The organism is Pseudomonas sp. NY5710, from assembly GCF_013305665.1.
GTDB classification, from domain to species: Bacteria; Pseudomonadota; Gammaproteobacteria; order Pseudomonadales; family Pseudomonadaceae; genus Aquipseudomonas; species Aquipseudomonas juntendi.
This window is the reverse complement of the sequence record NZ_CP045554.1, coordinates 4490219-4511241: the sequence shown is the minus strand read 5'-3', so window position 1 is coordinate 4511241 and position 21023 is coordinate 4490219. Positions and strand designations below refer to the sequence as shown.

Here is a 21023-nt window from a genome sequence, read left to right as displayed (position 1 = left end):
CGTTCTTGTTGGATGTTTGCACATCTATACTCGAAACAAGCCTCAGGACGCCACCTCGCGTTTACTTGGCGCTGGCGATCTCGTCCCGACAATAATTCCAAGGAGAACGCAGATGAACGCACCGCAATCCCCGAACCCGACCAAGGTCGAGCAGGTGAAGCTGCTGATCGACGGCCAGTGGGTCGAGTCTGTGACCACCGAATGGCGCGACATCGTCAACCCGGCCACCCAAGAGGTGCTGGCGCGGGTACCGTTCGCCACGGTAGATGAAGTCGATGCAGCGGTAGCCGCTGCCCACCGTGCTTTCAAGACCTGGCGAGACACCCCGATTGGCGCGCGCATGCGCATCATGCTCAAGCTGCAGGCGCTTATTCGCGAACACACCAAGCGCATTGCCCAGGTGCTCAGCGCCGAGCAGGGCAAAACCCTGGCTGACGCCGAGGGTGATATCTTCCGCGGCCTGGAAGTGGTGGAACACGCTGCTTCTATCGGCACCCTGCAGATGGGTGAATTCGCCGAAAACGTCGCCGGCGGCGTCGATACCTACACCCTGCGCCAGCCTATCGGTGTATGCGCTGGCATCACGCCGTTCAATTTCCCGGCGATGATCCCGCTGTGGATGTTCCCCATGGCCATCGTCTGCGGCAACACCTTCGTGCTCAAACCATCCGAGCAAGACCCGCTGTCGACCATGCTGCTGGTCGAGCTGGCGCTGGAAGCTGGCGTACCGGCCGGGGTGCTGAATGTGGTGCACGGTGGCAAGCAGGTGGTGGATGCCATTTGCACTCACCAGGACATCAAGGCGATTTCCTTCGTCGGCTCCACCGAAGTGGGCACCCATGTGTACAACCTGGCCAGCCAGCACGGCAAGCGCGTGCAGTCGATGATGGGCGCCAAGAACCACGCCGTGGTGCTCCCCGATGCCAACCGTACACAAACCATCAATGCACTGGTGGGTGCCGCATTCGGTGCGGCCGGCCAGCGCTGCATGGCGACCTCCGTCGCGGTACTGGTGGGCAAGGCCCGTGAGTGGTTGCCAGACATCAAGGAGGCCGCCAGCAAGCTCAAGGTCAACGCCGGTTGCGAGCCCGGCACCGATGTCGGGCCGGTGGTTTCCAGGCGGGCCAAGGAGCGCGTGTTGGGCCTGATCGAAAGCGGCATCAGGGAGGGCGCCAAGCTGGAGCTCGATGGCCGCGACGTTCAGGTCCCGGGCTACGAGCAGGGCAACTTTGTCGGCCCGACCCTGTTCTCAGGCGTGAAGACCGACATGCAGGTGTACACCCAGGAAATCTTTGGCCCGGTGCTGGTCACCCTGGAGGTCGATACCCTCGACGAAGCCATCGCCCTGGTCAACGCCAACCCGTTCGGTAACGGCACCGGCCTGTTCACCCAAAGCGGCGCGGCCGCGCGCAAGTTCCAGAGCGAGATCGACGTGGGCCAGGTGGGTATCAACATCCCGATCCCGGTGCCGGTCCCGTTCTTCAGTTTCACCGGCTCGCGTGGGTCCAAGCTCGGCGACCTTGGCCCATACGGCAAGCAAGTGGTGCAGTTCTACACGCAGACCAAGACCGTCACTGCCCGCTGGTTCGACGACGACAGCGTCAACGACGGCGTGAACACCACCATCAGCCTGCGCTAAGGAGTTCCTCATGCGTATTGCATTCATTGGCCTGGGCAACATGGGCGCGCCCATGGCCCGCAACCTGATCAAGGCCGGGCACACACTGAGCCTGTTCGACCTGAACAAAGCCGTGCTTGCCGAGTTGGCCGAACTGGGCGGGCAGATCAGCCCTTCGCCCAAGGCCGCGGCCGCCAGCAGCGACTTGGTAATCACCATGCTGCCGGCCGCGGCCCATGTGCGCAGTGTTTACCTGAACGACGACGGTGTGCTGGCGGGCATACGCCCCGGCACACCGACCGTGGACTGCAGCACCATCGACCCGCAGACCGCGCGCGAGGTGTCCAAGGCCGCGGCGGCCAACGGCGTGGACATGGGCGATGCGCCGGTGTCCGGTGGCACCGGCGGTGCGGCAGCCGGCACGCTGACGTTCATGGTCGGTGCCAGCGCCGAGCTGTTCGCCAGCCTCAAGCCGGTGCTGGAGCAGATGGGCCGCAACATCGTCCACTGCGGCGAGGTGGGCACCGGGCAAATCGCCAAGATCTGCAACAACCTGCTGTTGGGTATCTCGATGATCGGCGTGTCCGAGGCCATGGCGCTGGGTAATGCGCTGGGCATCGATACCCAGGTGCTGGCCGGCATCATCAACAGTTCGACCGGGCGTTGCTGGAGCTCGGATACCTACAACCCATGGCCCGGCATTATCGACACGGCGCCGGCCTCGCGGGGCTATACCGGTGGGTTTGGTGCCGAGCTGATGCTCAAGGACCTTGGGCTGGCGACCGAAGCGGCACGCCAGGCACACCAGCCGGTGATCCTGGGGGCTGTGGCCCAGCAGTTGTATCAGGCCATGAGCTTGCGTGGCGAGGGGGGTAAGGATTTCTCGGCTATCGTCGAGGGGTATCGCAAGAAAGATTGACGCAAGAGGTGGGCTTCATCGCGGGCCAGGTGGCCTTCCCTCTGTAACTGCGCACCAGAGGGAAGGGCACCTGCCCCGCGATTTTTTTGCCCCGATTCTGCAGGCGCCACATAACCCTGTGGGAGCGGGCATGCCCGCGAACACCGGCAAAGCCGGTGCCATCCACCACACTGCCTGTTTCGCGGGCGCGCCCGCTCCCACAGAGTTAGTTGTAGAGTGTCGGATCAGGCAAAGACGAAATACTTGCGCACGGTCTCGACCACTTCCCAGGTGCCTTTCATCCCCGGTTCGATCACGAACACGTCACCGGCCTTCAGGTGCTTCGGCTCTTCGCCTTCCGGGGTGATGATGCAGTAGCCATCGAGGAAGTGGCAGAACTCCCACTTGTCGTAATTGACCTCGAACTTGCCCGGGGTGCAGATCCAGGTGCCCATGATCTTGCTGCCGTCTGCCGACAGGTAGGCGTTGAGGTTCACGGTGTGCGGATCGCCGCCGATGCGCTTCCACTTGGTGGCGTCCACGACCGGCGTGGGGCAGGTTTCGCGCAGGACGGTGATGAAATCGGACATGGCACAACTCCTGGTGACTGGCTGAATGACTGGTCACCATAGGGCCATCGGCCGAGCCGCAGTTGCCTGGGCTCGACGTCCAGCTGTCTGGTCGCGCTATGCCCACCAATACCGCACAAAGTGGAAGAACACTGGCGCCGCAAAGCACACCGAATCCATGCGGTCGAGCATGCCGCCGTGGCCTTCGATCATGTGGCCCCAGTCTTTCACCCCACGGTCACGCTTGATGGCCGACATCACCAGCCCGCCGAAGAAGCCCATGGCGTTCACGGCCAAGGCCATGAGCGCGGCCTGCCAGAAGCTGAAGGGCGTGATCCAGCACAACAGGGCGCCGATCAAAGTGGCCAGCGCTACGCCGCCGGCCAGGCCTTCGACGGTCTTGGAGGGTGACAGGTTGGGCGCCACCTTGTGTTTGCCAAACAGCTTGCCGCACACGTACTGCAACACGTCGCTGAGTTGCACCACCAGAATCAGCCAGGCGATCAGCAGCAGGTTGCGGCCCTCGTAGCCGGGGATGTCCAGGGTCATCAGGGCCGGCACTGAAGACACGCAGTACACGGCGATCATCAAGCCCCATTGCACTTTTGACGCACGCTCGAGGAAACGTGTGGTGTCACCGCCCAGGCTGGCGAGGATCGGCAGCAGCAAGAACAGGTACACCGGAATGAAAATGCTGAACAGGCCGTACCAGTCCATGGCGATCAGCACGTACTGCACCGGAAGTGCCACGTAGAAGGCTGCCACCAGTGCCGGGTAGTCGCTGCGCCGGGTAGGGGTGAGGGTCATGAATTCGCGCAGGGCATAGAACGACACACCGTAGAACAGCACGATCACACCGTACTTGCCGAACACGAAGGCAATGCCGATCACCACCACCATCACCCACCAGGCATTGATGCGGGCGTTGAGGTTGTCGATCACGGCGTGCGGCGCCGGGCCGGCGCGCCATTTGAGCAGGCGGCCGATCACGCTGGCCAGCAGCAGCAGGGCGCCGATGCCGGCAAACAGGGAAAGGGTATTGTTGTCCATGTCAGGCATCCTTGGGGGCCAGGTTCAGCAGGGCCTGGCTGGCCCGCTCGAGAAACGCCTGCTTGCTTTCATCGGCGTGCAGGTGCAGCGGTTCGCCAAAGCTCAGGGTGCACAGCAACGGCAATGGCAGGGCGCGCCCTTTGGGCATCACCCGGTTGAGGTTGGCGATCCATACCGGTACCAGTTCGACCTGCGGGTGGGCTGCTGCCAGGTGATACAACCCGCTTCTGAAGGGCAGTAGCGGTGCGTCGCCAAGGTTGCGCGTGCCCTCCGGGAAGAAGATCAGCGAGTCGCCCTGGGCCACCGCGTCGAGCACCGGCTGCAAAGGGTTGCCTTGCCCTTCGCTGCGCTGGCGCTCGATCAGTACCCCGTTGAAGACCTTGCGGATAAGAAAGTCGCGGATGCCCGGCCTGGCCCAGTAGTCTGCGCCGGCCACCGGGCGCGTGCGCTGACGCAGCCCTTGCGGCAGCGAGGCCCACAGCAGCACGAAGTCGCCGTGGCTGCTGTGGTTGGCGAAATACAGGCGCTGCACCGGCAGCGCCGAGCAACCCAGCCAAAGGGCGCGGGCACCGGTAATCAGGCGGGCGGCCGAGGTGATGACGTAAGCAGTCAGGTTGGCGAGCATAGGCAGGTGGTCATCCCTTGAAAGGCAGTGTCAGCAGGGTAGCCAAGGCTAGCGACAGCTGCAGGCCCAGGCATACGGCCTGACGGCGCAACAGGCCTAGTGCGGCCTGGCTGCGGGCAGGCCAGGCGCGGCCGTCGGTGGCCTGTGGTTTGAGTTTCAGTTCGAACAGGGCGCGGTCTAGGGCCTGAGTGTCGGCCGGCAGGTCTGCGCTATTGGCCAGGTGGGCAAATAGTTCGGCATCGATTGCCACGCGGATGGCCCAATATTTGTGGAGCACGCCGAGCACCAGCAGCACGCTGCACAGCAGGCTCGCCAGCGGATGCAGCGGGGCGTTGAGCAGAGGTGCAAGGCCGTAGGCCAGGGCCAGCAAGGTGAGGCCGTCGGACAGGCGCTCCAGCTGTTTGCCTCGGCCCAGCAGGCTGGCGGCCACGCGCAGGTTCATGGCTGTGCTCCCAGTTGCTGGAGCACATGGCGGTGGGCACTGTGCAATACGATGCCGGGGCGGGCTTTGCGGATAAGGGATTCTGCCTGCTGGGCGTCAACGCACCGGCCGGTCACCACCAGCCAGGCCGCCACGGCGCTGGCGCTGCGTGAATAACCCAAAGCGCAGCACACCAGCACGGGACCCTGAGCGCGCAGGTGCTCGATAGCGCTGGCGGCTTGTTGTAACAGCGCAACGTCTGGCGTTAACAGATCCAGGGTCGGGAAACACTCATAGGCAACAGCTGACGCGCCCGTCGTAGGAGCGGCCTTGCGTCGCGAAAGGGCTGCGGAGCAGCCCCGGGTTTTCAGCTTCGCAGCAGAAACTGTGGGGGCTGCTCCGCAGCCCTTTCGCGACGCAAGGCCGCTCCCACAACGGTCGATGTATGGTAGCTCGGCGCATAAATCAACAATTGCAGCGAACTGCGTGTCGCGCCCTGGGATTCTCCCCAGGTACACACCATCACACACCTCGTCGGCCTGTGGATGGCGCCGGGTCCACAGCCGCGAATTCAGCCACGCGCCCGCCAGATAGGGTGCCAGCAGCCACCGGCTTGCAGGCGACAAGCGCCCGTCATTACCCTTCTGAAAACCACCCGCCCCGAACACGGCGTAGTTCAGCGCCACCAGCCCCAACGACACCGCCGGCCAACTCAACCACAGCCAAGCCCCGCCCATCGCAGCGGCAGGGAGTACACACAGCAGCGCGCCCAAGGCATAACAAGCGGCAACCTTCCAGCGCTTGGCATCCTGAGCAAGACGGGCCGCCTGAAAGGGCAGGCGCCCTTGCCGCGGCCACAGCCACAGGCAGGCAAACCCCGCCAGCGCCCCCGTGGGCACATCGATGAAATGGTGCTGCCAGGTGGTCAGCACCGACACCCCGATCAGCGCCATCCAGCCATGCATCAGCCAACGCCAGGGCTGGCGTTGCACATGCCGGGCAAACATCGCCCAGATGATCACCAGCAAAGCGATGTGCAGCGAAGGCGCCTGGTTGAATGGCTTGTCGAAGCCCATCAACACGTCGAACAGCCAGCCGAACAGCCCGTCCAGGCCCGGCCGCTCGAAGGTGAACCGCAGCGGCCACAGCAGAAAACAGCAGACGCTGATCACCTGTGCGCTGAGTAGCGCCAGCGCGTGGCGGTCCATTTCCTGGCGTGTGCGCGGCAGCAGGAAGGACAACCCGTACAGCAGGTCGATCGACCAGTACGGGATGATCGTCCAGGGCCACAGCGGCATGCCGTGCTCCCAGCCGAACACCAGGCTGCCGACATCACTGCGCCCAGCCGTGTAATTGTTCGCCAGCCCATAGCTGAGGAAGAACAACGGCCCCAGCAGCAGAAGCCAGAACACGCCCCGGCGAATCAGCCCGTGCTCGCGTGGCGGGCTCACTCAGCGCACCCGCTGTGCCAGGCTGACGCTGAAAATGCCCCATTCATCGATACGCTGGGCCAGCTTGCGGAAGCCCGCGGCCTCAACCAGCTGGTCCATCTCGGCCTGGCTGCGCCGGCGCATTACCCAAGCCTCGCCACCGCGGTGGCTGGTGAGGGCGCGGGCAATCATCTCCAGTTGCGGGTGCCATGGCTGGCAGGTGTAGACCAGGTAGCCGCCATCTTCTACGGCGTCGGCCAGCCCGGCCAGGGAATTGCCCACCAGTTGGTTACTGGGGAAGAGCTCGTATAGCCCCGAAACCACGGCCAGCGTTGGGGGCTGTTCAAGTGTGGCCAGGCTCTGGCGATCGAAGGCGTCGCCCTGGACGAAGCGGGCGATGTCGGCCAGGCCCTTCTCGCGGATCAGCGCGCTGCCTTGCTGAACGTTCAGTTCGCTGTAGTCGCGCAGCAGGATCGAATCTGGCAACTGCTCAAGGCCTTGAAGGGCTTCGAGGATATAGCGGCCATGGCCGGCCGCGATATCGACAATGTGCACGGGCCGTTGCTGTTCACGCAGGTGGGCGATGGCCAGGCGTAGCAATTGCTCGACGTGCAGTTTGCGTTGGCGTATGCCACGCCAGCCGATGGCGTCGAGGTAGTTCTGGTCGATCAGGCGCCCCAGTTTGCCCTTGCCGGTCGGCTGGTTGCGGTACACGTAGTCGAGGGTGCTGCCAGAATCGAAGCCGGTGTCAAACCCGAGCTTCACCCCCGCAGACAGCCCCTTGCCCAGGCTCAAGCCGGCGCGGGTGGCGCGCCAGTAAAGGTCGCGTGGCGAGTTGCGCGGCAGCGGCGCAGCCAGGCTTTCTGCCTCGGCGCAACTGGCCCCGGTCTTGTCGGCATCCAGCAGTGAGGGCAACGCGGCGGGGCTGGCAAAGCAATGGTCGACAAACCGTTCGATGCGCCTCAGGGCATGGGCCCGATCACGTTCCCCCAAGGTGTCGTGGAAGAACCCGGGCAGTATGTGCATTTCCTTTCGTGTGCTGCCAAGCCGGTCGAAAAACCGTTCTTGCGGTTGGCGCTCGACCACGAAATCAGCCCCGGACACCAGCAACTGGGTCGGCACCTGGATGGCCTGGGCGTCCGCCACCACGCGGTCGGCGGCCTCGTACAGGCCCAGCAGCATGGTTACCGAAATGGGCCGGCTGATCAGCGGGTCGGCCACGTACGACATCACCCGCTCAGGGTCGTGGGTGAGCAGGCGCGGCTTGACGTAGCTGTTGACGAAGAAATTGCCGCGCAAGGCCTTCAGCAGCTTCAGGCCTGGGCGGGCAAACGGCACGTACAGCTTGACCTTGAACGCTGGCGAGGCCAACACCAGGCAGCGCACCTTGGGCGCGTAGTCGTGGGCCCAGGTGGCGATCAGCACGGCGCCGACGCTCTGTGCCAGTACCACCAGGTCCTGTTCGGCGATGCCGTGGTGGGCCTGGATGTGTTCGATGAAGGTTTGCACGTCGCGCACACTGGTAGCGAACCCCGGGCTGTCGCCACGCGCGCCTGGCGAGCGGCCGTGGCCGCGGGCATCCCAGGCGAAGAAGTCGTAGCCCGGCATATCCAGCTCATCGGCCAGGTGGGCCATGCGCCCGCCGTGCTCATGGCCCCGGTGGAACATCACCACGGCGCGGCGTGGCTGGTGTTCGTTGCGGGTGGCAGGCCAATGACGGTAATGCAGCTCGACACCGTCATGGGTGGGGAAGTGCAGCGCTTGCGCTTGGCGCATGGTCAACGTCCTTTTGCGACGACGATAGGCTCAGCGGGTTTCGGCCAGGCCCTGGCGAACCCGGTTGTAGAGGGTATAGAGCGAGAGCGCGAGGATGACCAGCAACAGGCCGTCGATCCAGGCGCCATCGAGCAGGCCAAAGGCGACGCCGGTGCCCAGCACCCCGAAGGCGAAGGCCCTGTCGCTCTTGCCCATAGGCCCGTCGTAGCGCCGCGAGGCGCCTGCCAGCGGGCCCATGACACCGGCGTACTCGCTGAAGGTGGCGCACAGCACCACCAGTACCACCAGCGTAGGCGACACCCCGGCCAACAAGGCGAAGGGCAGGTACAGCGCTGCATCGGCAATCACGTCACAGAGTTCGTTGAGGTAAGCACCGAGGGTGGATTGCTGGCCGAACTCCCGGGCCAGCATGCCGTCGACGGCATTCAGCGCCATGCGCAGCAGCATCCAGATCGGTACCAGGATGAACAGCCAGGTGATGTGCGGCAGGGCGGCCAGCAGCAGGCCCACCAGGAGCGATACCACGGCAGCGGTGACAGTGACCTGGTTGGCGGTGACGCCTCGGTCGTGAAGGCGTTGCACGGCCGGGCGCAACAAAGCCTGGAAGCGTGGTTTGAGCTGGTAGATCGAGGCCACTGGACAGTCCTTTTTAGTGGGGCGTCATGGCGCCATTGTGTGTGAGCCTTCTTCGCGGGTAAACCCGCGAAGAATCCAACGCAGTGCATGGCACCGGCTGCGCCGGTGTTCGCGGGCGCGCCCGCTCCTACAGGGATCGCGCCAGCTTTTAGTAATTGAGCATGACAGTTGCTCCCACCAGCCGGTCAACCAACCCCGACGCATACCCTGGCAACGCCGTAAAGTCCCGCGCGCACACCAGCAACCGGCGGTTGGCCCAGGGTTCCGCCAGGGCCACCCAGTGCAGCGGCAACAGCCCTTGCCAACGCTTCACCGCCGCCAGAGGCACCACCCCGACCCCAGCCCCGCCTGCAACCATGCGGATCACGCCATCAAACCCTTCGGCCCGCACTCTCACCTGCATGCGCCGCCCTTCCCGCAATGCCTGTTCCTCCAGGTACAACGCCAATGCACTGCCTGCTCCAAGCCCGACATGACCATGCACCAGGCTGTCGATGAAGCTGGGGGCAGCCTCGCTGGCCAGCGGATGGCCAGGCGGCGCTACCAGCACCAGTGGGTCGTCACGAAACGGCCGGGTTTGCAGGTGCCCGAAGGGCGCGGCTGATGAAACAATGCCAAGGTCTGCCATGCTTTGCGTAATCGCCTGCACGATGCGCAGGCTCGGCAGTTCCTGTATGTCCACGCTGATGCCGGGGTTTTCAGCCAAATAACCGGCCACGAGTTCTGGCAGGTACTCCGTAAGTGCTGCGGTGTTGCACAGCAGGCGCACTTGACCGTGCTGCCCCTGAGCGTACTGGCCCAGGTCGAACTGCAAGCGTTCGACCTGCTGGGCAATCAGGCGGGCATGCAGCAACAGCGCCTGGCCGGCCGGGGTCGGCTGAACACCGCGGCGGTTACGCTGTAGTAAAGGGATGCCCAGCGACGCTTCCATGGCCCGGATGCGCGCACTGGCTGCCGGCAGCGAAAGATGGCTGCGGCTGGCACCGGCGGTGATGTTGCCGCACTCCAGGGTGTGCTGGAACAGCTTGAGGTCGATCAGGTCGAAATGCATGTGCCTCTGCCTTAGCAAGAGTCTGGGTAAGGGTATGGCAGATTTTCAGCCTGCCCGCCACGGGCCATTATCGGCCCATGAATACCTTGCTCGCTTTCTACCACAACATGGGCCCTGCTCTGTCGCTGCTGGTGGTGCTGACGTTCCTGCTGGCCGGCGCAGTGAAAGGCGTGATCGGCCTGGGGCTGCCCACCATCGCAATGGGCCTGCTGGGCCTGGCTATGCCTCCGGCGCAGGCTGCAGCGCTGCTGATCGTGCCGTCGACCCTTACCAACCTTTGGCAGTTGGCCAGCGGCGGGTACCTGCGAGCGTTGCTGGTGCGGCTGGGCCCGATGCTGGCGCTGATCTTCATTGGCACCTTGCTGGGCAGTGCCTGGCTGGGAATCGACAGCGGGCCATGGGCCGCGCATGCGTTGGGTGCGGCCTTGCTGGCGTACGCGGTGTACGGGCTGGTTGGGCCGGGCTTGCACTTGGCAGCGGCGCACGAGCGTTGGCTGGGGCCTGCGTGCGGGCTGGTGACGGGGGTAATCACGGCGGCAACCGGGGTATTCGTGATACCTGCGGTGCCCTACTTGCAGAGCCTGGGCCTGAGCCGCGAGCAGATGATCCAGGCGCTGGGCCTGTCGTTCACGGTATCGACCCTGGCACTGGCTATTGGCCTGGCCGGGCAGGATGCCCTCGGTGGCCAGGCCTTGGGTGCTTCATTGCTGATGCTGGCGCCAGCCTTGCTCGGCATGCTGGCCGGGCAGTGGTTGCGTCAGCGCATCAGCGCGTTGCTGTTCAAGCGTTGTTTCTTCATCGGCCTGGCCGCACTGGGCGGCCACTTGCTGATCAACGGTTAGCGCTGGATGCGCTGAGCATGTTGACCCGCTGGATATCGAAATCACGCTCCAGGTAGTCCATGCGTTTTTCGAAGAAGGCGGCCATGTGCGGCAGGGCCGAATGCACATCCAGCGCGGCCTGGTCGGCCCACACTTCGAAAAACACGAACAGGCTGGGGTCCTGCTGGTCGCGCAGCATGTGGTACTCGATGCAACCTGGCTCCTGGCGGCTTGGCTCGACATAAGGGCGGAACAGGTTTTCGAACGCATCAGCCATTTCCGGGCGGGTCTTGGCTTTGAGAATGAAGGCGATCTGCTCAGTCATGGGGCGCTACTCGGTGAGGGACGGTGAACCGATTCTACGGCAATAATTTGATGCTGATTCGTGACTTCTGGTCAATTGTATTTTGCCCGGTGACTTCTGTATCCCGCCCCAGCGAACCTCTAACCTGCCGACATCAAATTTTGACTCGGCCGGGGAGGCCAGCATGAAAAAGATTCTTCTGCTCAATGGTGGTAAACAGTTCGCTCACTCTGATGGCCGCCTCAACACGACCTTGCACGAAGCGGCCATCGCCCACCTGGACCGCGCCGGTTTCGATGTACAGCAGACGTTCATCGACGGTGGCTACGACGTGCAGGCCGAGGTCGAGAAGTTTCTCTGGGCCGATGTGATCATCTACCAGATGCCGGGCTGGTGGATGGGCGCGCCGTGGACGGTGAAGAAGTACATCGATGAAGTGTTCACCGCAGGCCATGGCAGCCTGTACGCCAACGATGGCCGCACCCGCTCGGATCACACGCAGAAGTACGGCAGCGGTGGCTTGGTGCACGGCAAGCAGTACATGCTTTCGCTGACCTGGAACGCGCCGCAGCAGGCCTTCGATGACTCGAGCGATTTCTTTGAAGGCAAAGGCGTGGATGCGGTGTACTTCCCGTTCCACAAGGCCAACCAGTTCCTTGGCATGGCCGGCCTGCCGACTTTCCTGGCAACGGATGTGATGAAGCGCCCAGATGTGCCGGCGGCGTTGGCAGCCTATGAGGCCCATCTGGACAAGGTGTTCGGCAAGGCAGCGTGATGGGTTGCCTGTACTGGCCTCTTCTCGGGCTGGCTCGCTCCCACAGGTGAGGTGGGAGCAGCCGCACTTGGCCTGTACATGCGATTATCTGATCCTTGCACAGACCCATCACAGGCCCGAATGTGAAAACCCGATCCGAAGAACTCCAGGTATTCGTCGCCGTCATCGATTGCGGCTCGATCTCCGCCGCTGCCGAGCAGATGGGCCAGACCCCGTCCGCCGTCAGCCGGACCTTGTCACGCCTGGAGGGCAAGCTCGGCACCACCCTGGTCAATCGTACCACCCGCCGTATGGACCTCACCGAGGAAGGGCGTTTTTTCCTCGACCGCGCGCGGTTGATCCTGCAGCAGATGGACGACATGGAAGAGCGCCTGTCGATGAACCGCCAGACCCCTACCGGGCGCCTGCGCATCAACGCTGCCGCCCCTTTCATGCTGCATGCCATCGTGCCGTGGATCGGCGAGTTCCGCCGCCAGTACCCGGGCATAGAGCTGGAGCTGAATACCGACGACCTGATCATCGACCTGCTGGAGCACAGCACCGATGTGGCGATTCGCATCGGCGAACTGGCCGACTCCAGCCTGCATGCACGCAGCCTCGGCTGCAGCCCGGTGCAGGTGCTGGCAAGCCCCGCCTACCTGGCGCAGCATGGTACACCCCAGCGTGTCGAGGACCTGGTCAACCACTGCCTGCTTGGCTTCAGCCAACCCGACTCGCTCAACCAATGGCCGCTGCGCCATGCCCAGGGTGACCGCTTCGGCATCCGCCCCGCGTTGCTCGCTTCCAGCGGCGAGACCCTGCGCCAACTGGCGCTGGCCGGGGAGGGCATCGTCAGCCTGTCGCATTTCATGACCCACGAAGACATTCGCAGCGGGCGCTTGCAGGTGCTGTTGGGTGAAGCCAACAACGGTTACCGGCAACCGATTCACGCGGTGTACTACCGCAACACGCAGCTGGCCCTGCGTATTCAGTGCTTTCTGGATTTCATCCAGCGCAAGCTGGCCATGTACGCCTGCTGAGTTGCCTGAACGCGACAAATTCTGCCCACGGGCGGCGAAACGCCCGGCGGTCGATTGCACAGTCGAGGCGCATCGGCCTTACTAACTGCTCGACAAAAACAACACCAAGGAAGTGTCATGCGTATTGTCCCGTTTCAGTACCTGGCTCTCGCAGCCGCGATCCTGAGCTGTTCCTCGGTTTACGCTGCTGATCTGGAAGGCGGTGCAGTGGCTGCCCCCGATCAATATGGTGCACAGGTTGCCGCCGATATCCTGAAAAAGGGCGGCAACGCAGTCGATGCCGCCGTGGCCACGGCCTTCACCCTGGCGGTGACCTATCCCGAGGCCGGCAATATCGGCGGCGGCGGTTTCATGACCCTGTTCGTCGACGGCAAGCCGTATTTCCTCGACTACCGCGAAGTGGCGCCCAAGGCCGCCACGCGCAACATGTACCTGGACGACAAGGGCGAGGTCATCGAGAACCTCAGCCTGGTCGGGGTGCGCGCCGCTGGCGTACCCGGCACGGTAATGGGGTTGTGGGAGGCGCATCGCAAGTTTGGCAAGCTGCCCTGGAGCGAGCTGCTGACCCCGGCCATCGGCTATGCGAAAAATGGCTTCAAGGTCGCGGAAAAGCAGTACCAGTACCGCAACGATGCACAGGGCATGTTCAAGACTGCGACCAACTTCAACGACTACTTCGGCAACATGAAGGTTGGCGAGCTGTTCAGGCAGCCCGAACTGGCCCAGACCCTGGAGCGCATCGCCGACAAAGGCGTCAGCGAGTTCTACCAGGGCAAGACTGCCGATTTGCTGGTGGCGCAGATGCAGGCCGACAAGGGCCTGATCACCAAACAAGACCTGCAGGACTACAAGGCCGTATGGCGTGAGCCGATGGCCGTCAGTTGGCGTGGCAACGTGGTGTATACCGCGCCACCACCCAGCTCCGGCGGGGTAGCGCTGGCCCAGCTGCTGGGCATCAAGGAAGACCGCGCGGCGGACTTCAAGGGGGTGGCGCACAACTCGGCGCAATACATCCACCTGCTGGCAGAGATCGAGAAACGCGTGTTCGCCGACCGCGCCGACTATCTCGGTGACCCGGCCTTTACCCAAGTGCCGGTGGATAAACTGGTGGCCAAGGACTACCTGGCCAAGCGCGCTGCGCAGGTCAACCCGAAAGCCATTTCCGACACTGACAAGGTCAAGCCCGGGCTGGAGCCGCACCAGACCACGCACTTTTCCATCGTCGACAAGCACGGCAACGCGGTCAGTAACACCTACACCCTCAACCTCGACTACGGCAGTGGCGTGGTGGTGAAAGGGGCGGGCTTCCTGCTGAACGACGAGATGGACGATTTCAGCGCCAAGCCGGGGGCTGCCAATGCCTTTGGCGTAGTCGGCGGTGATGCCAACGCGATCGAGCCGGGCAAGCGCATGCTGTCATCGATGAGCCCCAGCCTGATGACCCGTGACGGCAAGGTCGAGCTGGTGATCGGCACCCCGGGTGGTTCGCGGATCTTTACCTCGATCTTCCAGGTGATGAACAATCTGTATGACTACGGCATGCCATTGGACAAGGCGGTGGCGGCGCAGCGTGTGCACCATCAGTTGCTGCCCAAGGACACCATCTACTTCGACAGCTATGCACCGTTGACCGGGCCTGTGGCTGACGGCCTGAAGAAGATGGGGTATGTGCTGGAAGACCAGGGCTGGGAGATGGGTGATATCCAGGCGATCCGGGTGGACGGGGCAAAGCTGGAGACTGCCTCTGATCCACGGGGGCGTGGAGTGGGCATGATCGTCAAATAAGCTGTCGCCTGTGCTGGCCTCATCGCCAGCAAGCCAGCTCCCACAGGTACGGCGCTGTTTCTGATCCTGGACCGTTACTGTGGCAGCCTGGCTTGCCGGCGCTGGGCCGCTCAGCGGCCCCGGGGCTTGCAGTCAGACGCGGAACTGGCTGACCAGCGTCTGCAACTGCCCACCCAGGCGCGCCAGTTCGACGCTGGACGCTGCCGTTTCATTGCTGGCCGCCGCCGTCTGCTCAGACACATCGCGCACATTGAGGATGCTGCGGCTGATCTCCTCGGCCACCGCACTCTGCTGCTCTGCGGCCGCGGCAATCTGCTGGTTCATCGACTGAATGCCCGACACCGTGCTGGTAATGCTTTCCAGCGAGGCCCCGGCCTTGCGCGCCAGTTCCACGCTGCTGTCGGTCAGGGTACGGCTGCCTTGCATGGCGCTGGCCACTTGCTGGGTACCCTGCTGCAGGCCGGCAATCAGCTCTTCGATCTCTTCGGTGGACTTTTGCGTGCGCTGCGCCAGGCCGCGTACTTCATCGGCCACCACGGCGAAGCCGCGCCCGGCTTCACCCGCCCGCGCCGCCTCGATCGCCGCGTTCAGCGCCAGCAGGTTGGTCTGTTCTGCCACCGACTTGATCACGTCCATCACGCTGCCGATCTTCTGGCTTTCCTGTTGCAGCAGGCTCATGGCTTCAGTGGAGCGATGCATGTCCTGGGCCAGGCGCTCGATCTGGCCGATCGCTTCACCGACCACGCGGTCGCCGGCGCGGGCCTGTTCGTCGGCACCGGTGGCGGCGTGCGAAGCCTGTTCGGCATTGCGCGCCACTTCTTGCACGGTGGCGGCCATTTCGTGCATGGCGGTGGCCACCTGGTCGGTTTCGACCTTCTGGCTATTGGCCCCGGCACTGGTCTGTTCGGTCACTGCCGACAGTTCTTCGGCAGCGCTGGCGATTTGGGTCACGCCGTCGCGGATGCCGCTGATCAGCTCGCGCAAGGTGGTGCCCATGCGCGCGATGCCTTGCTGCAGCACGCCCAATTCGTCGCGGCGGGTGACGCGCAATTGCTGGGTCAGGTCGCCACTGGCGATTTTTTCCACCGCCAGCAGCGTCTCGCGCAACGGGCGGGTGATCTGCCGGGTGATCAACACCGCGCCCAGCACGCCGACCAGCAACGCCAGCAGCGTGGCGATGGCCTGCAGGCTGCGGGCCTGGCTGCTTTCGATGTCGCGACGCTGCAGCTGGATCTGGTACAGCGCATCGCTGCGCTTGACGATATCGGCACCCTGTACGGTCATTTCCGCACGCGCGGTGGTGATGCTGGCGACTGCATCGCGGAACTGGCGTACGGCATCACGGTAGGCCAGTACCGCGCTTTCCAGTTGCTGCAGGCGTGTGCCTTCACCCGGCATCTGGCGTTTGAGGTTGCCCACATTGGCCAGTGCCGCATCCAGCTGGCGCAGGGCGGCCTGCTCGTTGCTGGCACTGTTGTCGGCAATGTAGCCGCGCACGTCGATGCGCACCTGCAGCAACTGCTGGCGCGCCTGGCTGATCAGTTGGTACTGGGCCAGGCGTACGCTGTCGGCTTCCGGGCGGGCCATGACTTCCTGGCTCAACAGGTCCATGGCCTGGTCGGCGCCGGCGGCCGAGCTGTCCATGGTGCTACGCGCTGCGCGCGTGGCGTCGTAGCCTTGGCGCATCTTGTTCAGCGACAGCTTGTAGGCGCTGATGGTTTCCCCCAGCTCACCCAGCAGCTTGACGTTCTCGGGGCTTTTGAACGTACTGGCCAAGTAGGCCTGCTGCTTGCTGAAGGCGTTCAGCTTGGCCTGGGTGTTGGCGGCCGCGGCATCGTCGCCATTGGCGATCATGTACTGCAGGCGGGCCACGCGCAGGTCGGTCAGGTCTTTGTTCAACTGGCCGATGTCGCTCATCCAGTTGCTACGGTCGATCAGGCTGCCCAGGCTGGTCCAGCCAGTCAGGGCCAGCAGGCCGGTGAGGACAAGCACCAGGCCGAAGCCCAGGCCGAGTTTGAGGTTGACGCTGATGTTGGCAAACCAGCTGTTCATGCACGCACTCCAGAAATAGTTTTCGCTCTTTTGATGTTCGATCGCCAGGCGTTATTGTTCTGGATGCCCGCTGATTCATGCAGGGGTTATCGGCAATGCTGCGGGAAGCTGAAACGCTTTTTCAGCAATAACAGCGTGCGCATTTTGGTAGGCGCGGCGTTGCCGGTGCGCCGGACCGGTCGGAAAGGGCCGCGAAGCGGCCCCAGGGTTCCAGCGGTGACGCAGCAGTCTGTTGGCGAGGTATCAGAGGCTACGGGCACTGAAGGTGTCGCAGCGGTCCACTTCACCTTCGGCAAACCCGGTCTTGAACCAGCGCACGCGCTGGGCCGAGGTGCCATGGGTAAACGAGTCCGGCACCACACGGCCGCGCCCTTGCTGTTGCAGGCGGTCATCGCCAATGGCGTTGGCAGCGTTCAGCGCCTCCTCTACATCGCCCGGCTCCAGCCAGTTCAGGCGCTTCTGTGCCTGGTAGGCCCAGACACCCGCCAGGCAGTCCGCCTGCAGTTCCTGGCGTACCAGCAACCCGTTGTCGCCCTCCATGCGCTGACCACTACGGCGGGCGGCGTCGACCTTGGCCGAAACCCCCAGCAAGGTCTGTACGTGGTGGCCAATTTCGTGGGCGATGACGTAGGCCTGGGCAAAGTCGCCGGCCGCGGCGAAACGGGTTTCCATTTCGCGGAAGAACGACATGTCCAGGTACACACGCTGGTCGGCCGGGCAATAGAACGGCCCCACGGCCGCAGAGGCAGCGCCGCAGGCCGAATTCACCTGGCCACTGAACAGCACCAGCTTGGGGTCGCGGTACTGTTTGCCTGCTTCGGCGAACAACGCCTTCCAGGTGTCCTCGGTATCGCCCAGGATCGAGGCCACGAACTGGGCCTGCTCATCGTTGGCCGGTGGCGCCTTGGCGCCGGCACCGCTTGGCGCCGTCTGGGTCTGCTGCTGCTCCACCTGGCCGGCCAGCTGGCCGAGGATCTGCAACGGGTCCTGCCCGGTCAACCAGCCGATGCCGACGATCAGCAGGATCGCCCCCAGGCCCAGGCCTTTGCCGCCGCCAAAGCGCATGCCGCCCCCACCGCCACCTTCGCCCCGGGCATCGACCACGTTGTCGCTGCGTCGGCCTTTTCGCCATTCCATGAGTGCTCTCCCGAGCGTGAAACAAGAAGTAAAAGATTAGTTCACGACCGCGGTTGGTGTCAGGTGCAGGTGCTCATGCATAACCAAATGGATATGTTTTAAGTGCCTCATTTCAATATTCACCGCGCGCGACATGCCGGAAACTGTATGTAGGAGCGGGCTTGCCCGCGAAGGGTTCAATAAGCCCGCCTGCGCATCTCCATAATTCCAAGAGAGGAAACCGGCATGCCCGCCCAGGACAACAGCCGCTTCGTGATCCGTGATCGCAACTGGCACCCCAAAGCCCTCACCCCCGACTACAAGACCTCCGTTGCGCGCTCGCCGCGCCAGGCGCTGGTCAGCATTCCGCAGTCGATCAGCGAAACCACCGGCCCGGATTTTTCCCACCTGGGCTTCGGTGCCCACGACCACGACCTGCTGCTGAATTTCAACAACGGTGGCCTGCCGATCGGTGAGCGCATCATCGTTGCCGGCCGCGTTGTCGACCAGTACGGCAAGCCTGTGCCCAATACCCTGGTGGAAATGTGGCAAGCCAACGCCGGTGGCCGCTATCGCCACAAGAACGACCGCTACCTGGCACCGCTGGACCCCAACTTCGGCGGTGTCGGCCGCTGCCTGACCGACCGTGACGGCTACTACAGCTTCCGCACCATCAAGCCGGGCCCGTACCCGTGGCGCAACGGCCCGAACGACTGGCGCCCAGCGCACATCCACTTCGCCATCAGCGGCCCGTCGATCGCCACCAAGCTGATCACCCAGCTGTATTTCGAAGGCGACCCGCTGATCCCGATGTGCCCGATCGTCAAGTCGATCGCCAACCCGCAAGCCGTGCAGCAGTTGATTGCCAAGCTCGACATGAGCAACGCCAACCCGATGGACTGCCTGGCCTACCGCTTCGACATCGTGCTGCGCGGCCAGCGCAAGACCCACTTCGAAAACTGCTGAGGACCCCGCCATGCCAATCGAACTGCTGCCGGAAACCCCTTCGCAGACTGCCGGCCCCTACGTGCACATCGGCCTGGCCCTGGAAGCGGCCGGCAACCCTACCCGTGACCAGGAAATCTGGAACCGCCTGGCCAAGCCCGACGCCCCGGGTGAGCACATTCAGCTGATCGGCCATGTCTACGACGGCAACGGCCACCTGGTGCGCGACTCGTTCCTGGAAGTGTGGCAAGCCGACGCCAACGGCGAGTACCAGGATGCCTACAACCTGGAAAACGCGTTCAACAGCTTCGGCCGCACCGCCACCACCTTCGACGCCGGTGAGTGGACGCTGTACACGGTCAAGCCCGGCGTGGTGAACAATGCCGCTGGCGTACCAATGGCGCCGCACATCAACATCAGCCTGTTTGCCCGTGGCATCAACATCCACCTGCACACGCGCCTGTATTTCGATGATGAAGCGCCGCTCAATGCCAAGTGCCCGGTGCTCAACCTGATTGAGCAGCCGCAGCGCCGCGAGACGCTGATTGCCAAGCGTTGTGAAGTGGACGGGAAAACGGCGTATCGCTTTGATATCCGTATTCAGGGGGAAGGCGAGACGGTGTTCTTCGACTTTTGATGTAAACGTCGGGGCCGCCAAGCGGCCCCGATGCCTCAGCCTGCAACGGGTTTGAGGTCGAACGCACCGGCCTGATGTTGAAACAGCAGGCAATCGGCAGCCGCCGTGCAGCCACTTTCATGTATCAACCCGGCCGGCAGGTTGTAATAGGCGCCTGCCGGGTACTCGATGCGCTTGCCGTCGATCACCGCATAGAAGGTCCCCTTCAGCACGACCGTCGGCAGTGCCTGGCTGTGCTGGTGCAGGCCGTTGTCGGTCCCTTTGCTGAATTTCACATAGGCCGAGTAGGGCCCCTTGCCGAAGATATCGCCCTCAACGTTGGCGAAGCTGACAGCGCCATTGGTATTGGGCACGTCCTGCCAGTTCAAGGCCGTGTGGTCGGTGACTGAAACGATTGGTTGTGCCGCGTTGGCGCCAACTGCCAGGGTGCCGAGTGCCAACGCTGCGATGAATGCCTGCACTGCTTTCATGCTGGAGTACCTTTGTTGAGTGATGATCAACAAGAGGCTAACTCACGGTTGAGGGCACAAATACGGGCAGAACTAGCCATGACTTGTGTCAATTACGCACAAATCAATATTCTCACTTCGCTTGTGAATAGTACGCCTGTACGTAATCCAGCAATGCTCGCACCTTGGGCGGCAGGTAGCGGCTCTGTGGATAAACCGCGTAAAGCGTGCGTGCTGGCAGTTTCCAGCCTTCCAGCACCGGTACCAGCCGCCCGTTCTGCAGGGCATCGTGGACGATGAAGCGGTCGAAGCTGGCGATCCCGAGGGCGCCTATGGCGGCAGCGCGCAGGGCCATCGGCGAATTCGCACTCAGGCGTTGGGGCATGAGGATGTCGCGCTGTTCGCCTTGGGTGTTAGTCAGTTGCAGGCGCTGTGGGTGGGGTAGCTGGCTATAGCCGAGCAGGGGGTGGCCAGTCAGTTCATCGGGCGTAGCCGGTGTGCCGTTTCGCTGCAGATAACCCGGGGCTGCTACCAGCAACACCTCGCTGCCCGTCAGCCGGCGCGCCACCAGGCTGGAGTTCGGTAACTGGTCGGTGACCCGCAAGCAGACATCAATTTGCGCCTCGAGAAGGTCGACGAAGCGGTCGCTGCAGTGCAGCTCGATCTGCAACAGGGGATGGCGCTCGACGAAATCCGGTAGCCAGCGACCCAGCTCCAGTTCACCAAAGGCTGTGGCCACGCCCAGGCGCAAGGTGCCAGTGGGCTGTTGCTGATGCTCCGACAATTCCAAGCTCATTGCCTGCATCTGTTCGAGAATCTGCACGCAATGGCGATAGAACAATGCGCCGGCTTCGGTGAGGTGCAAGCGGCGCGTGGTTCGGGTGAGCAATTGCGCGCCGAGGTGGCGTTCAAGCTGCTTTACCTGGCGTGACAGGACGGTATGCGAGACCCCCGCCTGACTGGCAGCGGCGCTGAAACTGCCGAGATCGACCACCCGGCGGAAAGACTGCATGGCACTGAACTGGTCCATCGGCATCACTCTCCTG

At 63.5% G+C, this 21023-nt stretch carries 21 protein-coding genes; 8 read left to right on the top strand and 13 right to left on the bottom strand.

The genetic code is table 11. The features are described from left to right. Positions 1-112 precede the first annotated feature (112 nt). Together GEV39_RS20830 and mmsB are read left to right on the top strand one after the other, a co-directional pair. Positions 113-1639, top strand: a complete 1527-nt coding sequence (locus GEV39_RS20830; protein ID WP_173891076.1) for a CoA-acylating methylmalonate-semialdehyde dehydrogenase — start codon at positions 113-115, stop codon at positions 1637-1639. A gap of 10 nt (positions 1640-1649) precedes the next feature. Then, entirely contained in the window at positions 1650-2537 is an 888-nt protein-coding gene (gene mmsB, locus GEV39_RS20825; protein ID WP_173891075.1) for a 3-hydroxyisobutyrate dehydrogenase, read from the top strand. 224 nt (positions 2538-2761) lie between these two features. Here the strand turns inward: mmsB and GEV39_RS20820 are convergent, their stop codons facing one another. From GEV39_RS20820 to GEV39_RS20785, 8 genes are all read right to left on the bottom strand, one after another. Continuing rightward, on the bottom strand, positions 2762-3106 hold the full coding sequence (locus GEV39_RS20820; RefSeq protein WP_003251579.1) for a cupin domain-containing protein: 345 nt from the start codon (positions 3104-3106) through the stop codon (positions 2762-2764). 96 nt (positions 3107-3202) lie between these two features. Continuing rightward, positions 3203-4135, bottom strand: coding sequence for a phosphatidate cytidylyltransferase (locus GEV39_RS20815; protein ID WP_173891074.1), 933 nt, complete (start codon positions 4133-4135; stop codon positions 3203-3205). A gap of 1 nt (position 4136) precedes the next feature. Next, positions 4137-4760, bottom strand: a complete 624-nt coding sequence (locus GEV39_RS20810; protein ID WP_173891073.1) for a lysophospholipid acyltransferase family protein — start codon at positions 4758-4760, stop codon at positions 4137-4139. A 10-nt stretch (positions 4761-4770) separates the two neighbouring features. Continuing rightward, complete coding sequence (locus tag GEV39_RS20805; RefSeq protein ID WP_173891072.1) at positions 4771-5202, bottom strand: hypothetical protein; 432 nt, start codon at positions 5200-5202, stop codon at positions 4771-4773. Then, positions 5199-6632 carry a dual specificity protein phosphatase family protein gene (locus GEV39_RS20800; protein ID WP_173891071.1) on the bottom strand — a complete coding sequence of 478 codons (1434 nt, stop codon included), beginning with the start codon at positions 6630-6632 and terminating at the stop codon, positions 5199-5201. The genes GEV39_RS20805 and GEV39_RS20800 overlap by 4 nt, the downstream gene beginning before the upstream one ends. After that, positions 6633-8387 carry a bifunctional alpha/beta hydrolase/class I SAM-dependent methyltransferase gene (locus GEV39_RS20795; protein WP_173891070.1) on the bottom strand — a complete coding sequence of 585 codons (1755 nt, stop codon included), beginning with the start codon at positions 8385-8387 and terminating at the stop codon, positions 6633-6635. A gap of 30 nt (positions 8388-8417) precedes the next feature. Continuing rightward, complete coding sequence (locus tag GEV39_RS20790; protein WP_173891069.1) at positions 8418-9023, bottom strand: CDP-alcohol phosphatidyltransferase family protein; 606 nt, start codon at positions 9021-9023, stop codon at positions 8418-8420. A gap of 148 nt (positions 9024-9171) precedes the next feature. Next, positions 9172-10074, bottom strand: a complete 903-nt coding sequence (locus GEV39_RS20785; protein ID WP_173891068.1) for a LysR family transcriptional regulator — start codon at positions 10072-10074, stop codon at positions 9172-9174. Between the two features lie 77 nt (positions 10075-10151). Here GEV39_RS20785 and GEV39_RS20780 point away from each other — a divergent pair, with 77 nt between their 5' ends. Then, a complete protein-coding gene (locus GEV39_RS20780; RefSeq protein ID WP_173891067.1) occupies positions 10152-10916 on the top strand; it encodes a sulfite exporter TauE/SafE family protein in 765 nt (254 codons plus the stop codon). Here the strand turns inward: GEV39_RS20780 and GEV39_RS20775 are convergent. After that, the gene (locus GEV39_RS20775; RefSeq protein WP_054905836.1) at positions 10906-11220 is read right to left on the bottom strand and encodes a putative quinol monooxygenase; all 315 of its coding nucleotides are present in this window, start codon (positions 11218-11220) and stop codon (positions 10906-10908) included. The genes GEV39_RS20780 and GEV39_RS20775 overlap by 11 nt on opposite strands. 163 nt (positions 11221-11383) lie before the next feature. On the opposite strand from GEV39_RS20775, the gene mdaB reads away from it, so the two are divergent. The 3 genes from mdaB to ggt all read left to right on the top strand — a co-directional run bounded on the left by mdaB (position 11384) and on the right by ggt (position 14778). Then, on the top strand, positions 11384-11974 hold the full coding sequence (gene mdaB, locus GEV39_RS20770) for an NADPH:quinone oxidoreductase MdaB (protein ID WP_173891066.1): 591 nt from the start codon (positions 11384-11386) through the stop codon (positions 11972-11974). Positions 11975-12096: 122 nt separating this feature from the next. Continuing rightward, a complete protein-coding gene (locus GEV39_RS20765; protein WP_173891065.1) occupies positions 12097-12993 on the top strand; it encodes a LysR family transcriptional regulator in 897 nt (298 codons plus the stop codon). 117 nt (positions 12994-13110) lie between these two features. Further along, positions 13111-14778, top strand: a complete 1668-nt coding sequence (gene ggt, locus GEV39_RS20760; protein ID WP_173891064.1) for a gamma-glutamyltransferase — start codon at positions 13111-13113, stop codon at positions 14776-14778. Between the two features lie 132 nt (positions 14779-14910). On the opposite strand, the gene GEV39_RS20755 is transcribed toward ggt, so the two are convergent. Next, complete coding sequence (locus GEV39_RS20755; RefSeq protein ID WP_173891063.1) at positions 14911-16830, bottom strand: methyl-accepting chemotaxis protein; 1920 nt, start codon at positions 16828-16830, stop codon at positions 14911-14913. 243 nt (positions 16831-17073) lie between these two features. Continuing rightward, positions 17074-17967, bottom strand: coding sequence for a KPN_02809 family neutral zinc metallopeptidase (gene ypfJ, locus GEV39_RS20750; protein WP_009682254.1), 894 nt, complete (start codon positions 17965-17967; stop codon positions 17074-17076). A gap of 225 nt (positions 17968-18192) precedes the next feature. On the opposite strand from ypfJ, the gene pcaH reads away from it, so the two are divergent. Further along, complete coding sequence (gene pcaH / locus GEV39_RS20745; protein ID WP_009682255.1) at positions 18193-18912, top strand: protocatechuate 3,4-dioxygenase subunit beta; 720 nt, start codon at positions 18193-18195, stop codon at positions 18910-18912. 10 nt (positions 18913-18922) lie between these two features. Beyond that, entirely contained in the window at positions 18923-19528 is a 606-nt protein-coding gene (gene pcaG / locus GEV39_RS20740; RefSeq protein ID WP_009682256.1) for a protocatechuate 3,4-dioxygenase subunit alpha, read from the top strand. Between the two features lie 35 nt (positions 19529-19563). Here pcaG and GEV39_RS20735 read toward each other — a convergent pair whose 3' ends face one another. Beyond that, positions 19564-19998 carry a cupin domain-containing protein gene (locus GEV39_RS20735; protein WP_173891062.1) on the bottom strand — a complete coding sequence of 145 codons (435 nt, stop codon included), beginning with the start codon at positions 19996-19998 and terminating at the stop codon, positions 19564-19566. A 112-nt stretch (positions 19999-20110) separates the two neighbouring features. Then, the gene (locus tag GEV39_RS20730; RefSeq protein ID WP_173891061.1) at positions 20111-21007 is read right to left on the bottom strand and encodes a LysR family transcriptional regulator; all 897 of its coding nucleotides are present in this window, start codon (positions 21005-21007) and stop codon (positions 20111-20113) included. Positions 21008-21023: the final 16 nt, after the last annotated feature.

Excerpts from the sequence above, each read along its gene's own strand:
- ypfJ (WP_009682254.1), bottom strand. The coding sequence starts at position 17,967 with ATGGAATGGCGAAAAGGCCGACGCAGCGACAACGTGGTCGATGCCCGG.
- GEV39_RS20810 (WP_173891073.1), bottom strand. The coding sequence starts at position 4,760 with ATGCTCGCCAACCTGACTGCTTACGTCATCACCTCGGCCGCCCGCCTG.
- GEV39_RS20795 (WP_173891070.1), bottom strand. The coding sequence starts at position 8,387 with ATGCGCCAAGCGCAAGCGCTGCACTTCCCCACCCATGACGGTGTCGAG.
- pcaH (WP_009682255.1), top strand. The coding sequence starts at position 18,193 with ATGCCCGCCCAGGACAACAGCCGCTTCGTGATCCGTGATCGCAACTGG.
- GEV39_RS20785 (WP_173891068.1), bottom strand. The coding sequence starts at position 10,074 with ATGCATTTCGACCTGATCGACCTCAAGCTGTTCCAGCACACCCTGGAG.
- GEV39_RS20775 (WP_054905836.1), bottom strand. The coding sequence starts at position 11,220 with ATGACTGAGCAGATCGCCTTCATTCTCAAAGCCAAGACCCGCCCGGAA.
- ggt (WP_173891064.1), top strand. The coding sequence starts at position 13,111 with ATGCGTATTGTCCCGTTTCAGTACCTGGCTCTCGCAGCCGCGATCCTG.
- GEV39_RS20735 (WP_173891062.1), bottom strand. The coding sequence starts at position 19,998 with ATGAAAGCAGTGCAGGCATTCATCGCAGCGTTGGCACTCGGCACCCTG.
- GEV39_RS20830 (WP_173891076.1), top strand. The coding sequence starts at position 113 with ATGAACGCACCGCAATCCCCGAACCCGACCAAGGTCGAGCAGGTGAAG.
- GEV39_RS20755 (WP_173891063.1), bottom strand. The coding sequence starts at position 16,830 with ATGAACAGCTGGTTTGCCAACATCAGCGTCAACCTCAAACTCGGCCTG.
- GEV39_RS20730 (WP_173891061.1), bottom strand. The coding sequence starts at position 21,007 with ATGGACCAGTTCAGTGCCATGCAGTCTTTCCGCCGGGTGGTCGATCTC.
- pcaG (WP_009682256.1), top strand. The coding sequence starts at position 18,923 with ATGCCAATCGAACTGCTGCCGGAAACCCCTTCGCAGACTGCCGGCCCC.
- mdaB (WP_173891066.1), top strand. The coding sequence starts at position 11,384 with ATGAAAAAGATTCTTCTGCTCAATGGTGGTAAACAGTTCGCTCACTCT.
- GEV39_RS20815 (WP_173891074.1), bottom strand. The coding sequence starts at position 4,135 with ATGGACAACAATACCCTTTCCCTGTTTGCCGGCATCGGCGCCCTGCTG.
- GEV39_RS20780 (WP_173891067.1), top strand. The coding sequence starts at position 10,152 with ATGAATACCTTGCTCGCTTTCTACCACAACATGGGCCCTGCTCTGTCG.
- GEV39_RS20805 (WP_173891072.1), bottom strand. The coding sequence starts at position 5,202 with ATGAACCTGCGCGTGGCCGCCAGCCTGCTGGGCCGAGGCAAACAGCTG.
- GEV39_RS20820 (WP_003251579.1), bottom strand. The coding sequence starts at position 3,106 with ATGTCCGATTTCATCACCGTCCTGCGCGAAACCTGCCCCACGCCGGTC.
- mmsB (WP_173891075.1), top strand. The coding sequence starts at position 1,650 with ATGCGTATTGCATTCATTGGCCTGGGCAACATGGGCGCGCCCATGGCC.